Origin of the sequence: Methylobacterium nigriterrae (genome assembly GCF_037106235.1) — a bacterium.
In the GTDB taxonomy this organism is placed as follows: domain Bacteria; phylum Pseudomonadota; class Alphaproteobacteria; order Rhizobiales; family Beijerinckiaceae; genus Methylobacterium; species Methylobacterium nigriterrae.
Genome location: NZ_JBAWTG010000254.1, coordinates 1 through 3,855, shown reverse-complemented (window position 1 = coordinate 3,855; position 3,855 = coordinate 1). Strand labels below are relative to the sequence as shown.

General features: G+C 63.7%; 2 protein-coding genes and 2 pseudogenes. 2 read left to right on the top strand and 2 right to left on the bottom strand.

Going from position 1 to position 3,855, the window contains the following annotated elements:
* Positions 1 to 379 precede the first annotated feature (379 nt).
* A pseudogene (locus WDW90_RS35565) lies at positions 380 to 545 on the bottom strand (IS5/IS1182 family transposase); the annotation flags it as partial.
* Positions 546 to 656: 111 nt separating this feature from the next.
* Between WDW90_RS35565 and WDW90_RS35560 the strand changes: the two are divergent.
* Entirely contained in the window at positions 657 to 1,874 is a 1,218-nt protein-coding gene (locus tag WDW90_RS35560; RefSeq protein ID WP_336492453.1) for a serine hydrolase domain-containing protein, read from the top strand.
* Positions 1,875 to 2,177: 303 nt separating this feature from the next.
* On the opposite strand, the gene WDW90_RS35555 is transcribed toward WDW90_RS35560, so the two are convergent.
* Positions 2,178 to 2,432, bottom strand: coding sequence for a hypothetical protein (locus WDW90_RS35555; protein WP_336492451.1), 255 nt, complete (start codon positions 2,430 to 2,432; stop codon positions 2,178 to 2,180).
* Positions 2,433 to 3,326: 894 nt separating this feature from the next.
* On the opposite strand from WDW90_RS35555, the pseudogene WDW90_RS35550 reads away from it, so the two are divergent.
* A pseudogene (locus WDW90_RS35550) lies at positions 3,327 to 3,755 on the top strand (IS110 family transposase); the annotation flags it as partial.
* Between the last annotated feature and the right edge of the window lie 100 nt (positions 3,756 to 3,855).

Below are 3,855 nucleotides of genomic sequence, written 5' to 3'. Positions count from 1 at the left end.
GTGGATTGGTTCAATTATCGCCGGCTGCTCGAACCGATCGGCAACGTCCCTCCCGCCGAGGCGGAAGCCCACTATTATGCCCAGGCCGAGGTCCAAGCCCTGGCCGCCTGACCCAAACCAAATGGCCTCCGGAAAACCCGGAGCGGTTCACCCGTTTGTTTGGAGCTCTGCGAAGCGTGACGCGGGCCTGAGATCATTAAGAACACGGCCCTTTTGAAAGCTCCTACTCAGCGATGTCAGGCCTGGAGCCACTCTCATTGGTGCCTCGCCGGGAGCCCCACATCATGCTCGGCTGCAATCGGCAATTCTCGATCACACAGCGCGCCACTCAAATCGGCCCGAGACGCCTAGCTTAGAGTTAGGGACAAAACCGGGTTGTCTACGTTCGACAAGTAAGGGCGCAGACGAGTGTGGAACGCGAGGTGGAGGTCGGCGCGACGCTCGTAGCGGGCCGCGAGCCGACGGAAGTGGGCCAGCCATGCCAGGGTGCGCTCGAGGATCCCACGATAGTGTCCCAGACGTCCGTGGCTGTCGATTCCGCGCCGTCCGGTTGCATTCGCGTGGCGACCACCGTGGGTTGTGCCTACATCGGCCGGAGGACCGACACCCGCGCGTCGGAGCGTCGGCTCAGGTACCGCTATCTGAAGGGACGACCGATGCAGGGATCGACGTGGAAGATCGGGACAGCCGCTCTGTGCTGTTTCAGCGCTCTCCAAGTGGGCAGTGCCTACGGGTTGGACGGCCGCTCGGATGCGATTGGCTCGGTGCAGCAGGCCTATGACGGTCGCCTCACGCCCGACCTTCAGGCCAACACCTTCCGGAACATCGACCGACTGTTCCCGACCCGAACCGTGAACCGGGGTGGGGCCGCCGCCCAACTTGAGGCGTTGCCGAAGCCGCTGACGGACGTGAAGTTCCAGTCCAACAGCAGGACCGTCGACCTCTTCGACTACCTCTCGCTCAACCGGGTGGCCGGCCTGCTCGTGCTGAAGGACGGAAAAATCGCCTACGAGGATTACGAGCTCGGCAACAACGAAGCGACGCGCTGGATGTCGATGTCCGTCGCGAAATCGATCAGTTCGACCCTGGTGGGCGCTGCGATCAAGGATGGCTTCATCAAGAGCATCGACGACCCGGTCACACGCTACCTGCCGGAATTGGCAGGCGGCGCCTACGACGGCGTGAGCGTCAGGAACCTCCTGCAGATGGCGTCTGGTGCCAAGTGGGACGAGACCTACACCGATCCGAAGTCGGACCGGCGGCACATGCTGGAGCTGCAACTTGAGGGGAACCCAGGCACGATCCTGGCGATGATGGCCAAGTTGCCGCGCGCCCACGAGCCGGGAACCGCGTGGAACTACAGCACTGGCGAGACGCACCTCGTGGGCGCGCTCGTGCGTGCCGCAGTCGGGCGCCCGGTTTCCGTGTACCTGTCCGAGAAGATCTGGTCGAAGCTCGGCATGGAGCAGGACGCGACCTGGTGGGTCGAGTCGCCGAACGGTCTGGAGGTAGGCGGTAGCGGGTTCAGCGCCACGCTTCGGGACTACGCGCGCTTCGGCCAGTTCGTGCTGAACAAGGGTGTGATCAACGGCGAGAGCGTTGTCCCGGATGGCTGGTTCGAGCAAGCAGGCTCGCCGAAGGAGCTGAGCGGGAAGACCGTCAACTACGGCTACATGTGGTGGCCGCTCGGGGCCCCGGCAGGCACGCCGAACGAGGGCGCGTTTACGGCTCGTGGCATTTTCGGTCAGTACGTCTACGTGAACCCGAGGGAGCGTGTTGTGATCGCCCAGTGGGGCGCCCGCTCGAAGCCGACCGGCGCGCCCCCGGTCGTAGATGCGGACTTCTTCGCTGCGGTGGTCAGCGCCCTCCGCTGACGTCGGTCGCGAGGAGCTGAAGCGGCGCCCAAAGAACGGGGAGAGAGCACAGTGTGAAACCTTCATGCATGAAAGGGCTGCCCGGAGGGAACGCACAGCGGACAGTAATAGAGCGACGGCAGGTCACGACACGGCGACTATGGGATCGGCGCAAGCTGCCTCAACCCAGGCCTCTTCGCCGAGCCTTGGATAGGCCAACGGCGAGGTCGGCAGGGCTTTGCGTCATGCCATCTGGATTTCAGGGTTGCGGCGGAGAGGCCATGAAACTCTTGACGCACTCGCAGCCGGTTTTGCACCGAGCTCTTAACCTGCTTGGAGGCCCGAGAGCAGTTCCAAGCTGGCGAAGCCCTTCTCGGTGATCTCCCAAGTTGCGAACATGCCGCCGATATGTGGGCCAGCCTGTTGCCCTATCCAACGGACCTTGCCGTTGCTCGCCAAGGCGCAGAGGCGGCTGTGGTCACCCGGCCAGGTCCGATCCGGCTCGCGCTTGACCGAGATGCGTCCGGCGACTGCCTGGGCGGCTTTGGTCAACAGACGGCGCTCATGGTTGATCAGCATGTCGCCTCTCCGGGTTGGGGTGAGCAGGCACGCAAAATGCAATTGGTTATGCGGCTACCGCTGAGAGGTAGGTCGATAAGGCCAAGCTAAGCAAGCCCAGCAAACGTCATACGTCGCGCGCTTGGCTTGACGAAGCTCGCTTGCCTTGTCGGGCCACCGCCGCCATCCGTCGTAGGACTGCGGGGACGACGGGCCGGCCCTGATAGGAAAATAATAGTGTTGTCTCTCTCTTTCTTCTGGTCGTGATTGGCGCCTGCATGCCTTATCCCGCCCCGGCGCGGTGCCACGCATGGACCTCCTCGGCATCATCGTCGAAGGGATCCATTTTAGGCCGGTGCTGCCATGCCAACAGCCTCCGGGCCACGATATGTAGGCGAGACAGAGGCGCTCGTATCGTTCTACCCCGCACCGCGAAGCGGATCGACTTTCGGTTAGGTCCAGACGAGAACGTGATCGGACCCTCGGCAGGTTGCGCCCTCAACCGGCGACAACAGGGGCATTTCTATAGAGATCATCTTCCTCTTGTCCCTGTTATCCCCGGTGTTATCCCTCCGCTGACGAACGAGGATCCTCGTCGCCCGTAGGGTCAGCGTGTGCCAACCGGCTCCTGTGGACCGTGATCCCGTAGCGTGGTCGAGATCGTCCAAGTCGCGGTCGATGAAGCAATGCTCGATCCCGTCGAAGGCCACTGTGACAGGCCTTCTCAGGAAGCACACCGCTTGATCCGCCGAACGGCCGAAACGGGCGCGAAGCGATTGACTGGAGCTGGCCGATAACGGCCCGTCCGCTTCGGGGCTTGAGCGGCGGGTAAGCAGGTGGAGTGGATGGCTCCCACTCCCGGCGTAGCAGCGCCAAGGTGGTGCTGTCGCGCAGCACGGGCCTGGAGCCGCCACGATGGAGATCACGACCGTCAGCCTCGACTTGGCCAAGAACGCCGTTCGGGTGCACACCATCGGCGCACGGGCGAGGTCCTCGTCCAGCGAGCGCTGAGGCGCGCGCAGGTGATGCCCTTCTTCACAGCAAGCTGCCGCCGTGCCTGATCGGCATGGATGCTTGCGGCACGAGCCATCATTGGGCGCGCGAACTCACTGCCCTCGGTCACGAGGTGCGGCTGATGCCGCCGGCCTACGTCAAGCCGTACGTGAAGCGCGGCAAGAGCGATGCGGCGGACGCCGAGGCGCTTCTCGCGAGGCGGTCACCGGCCCGACCATGCGCTTCGTGCCAATCAAGTCCGTCAAGCAACAGGCGGGCTTGTCTCTGCACCGAACGCGCGATCTTCTGGTCCGTCAGCGCACGCAGCTAATCAACATGATCCGCGGCCTCTTTGATCCTCCCCCGTTTTTGTGGACACGGAGGTTACGTTGCCCAGCGCTGCTCGGCCTGCTCAGGCGTACGGTACCCGAGGGCTGAGTGGAGGCGCTGT

Coding starts and splice junctions, on each gene's coding strand:
- WDW90_RS35560 (WP_336492453.1), top strand. CDS start 657: ATGCAGGGATCGACGTGGAAGATCGGGACAGCCGCTCTGTGCTGTTTC.
- WDW90_RS35555 (WP_336492451.1), bottom strand. CDS start 2,432: ATGCTGATCAACCATGAGCGCCGTCTGTTGACCAAAGCCGCCCAGGCA.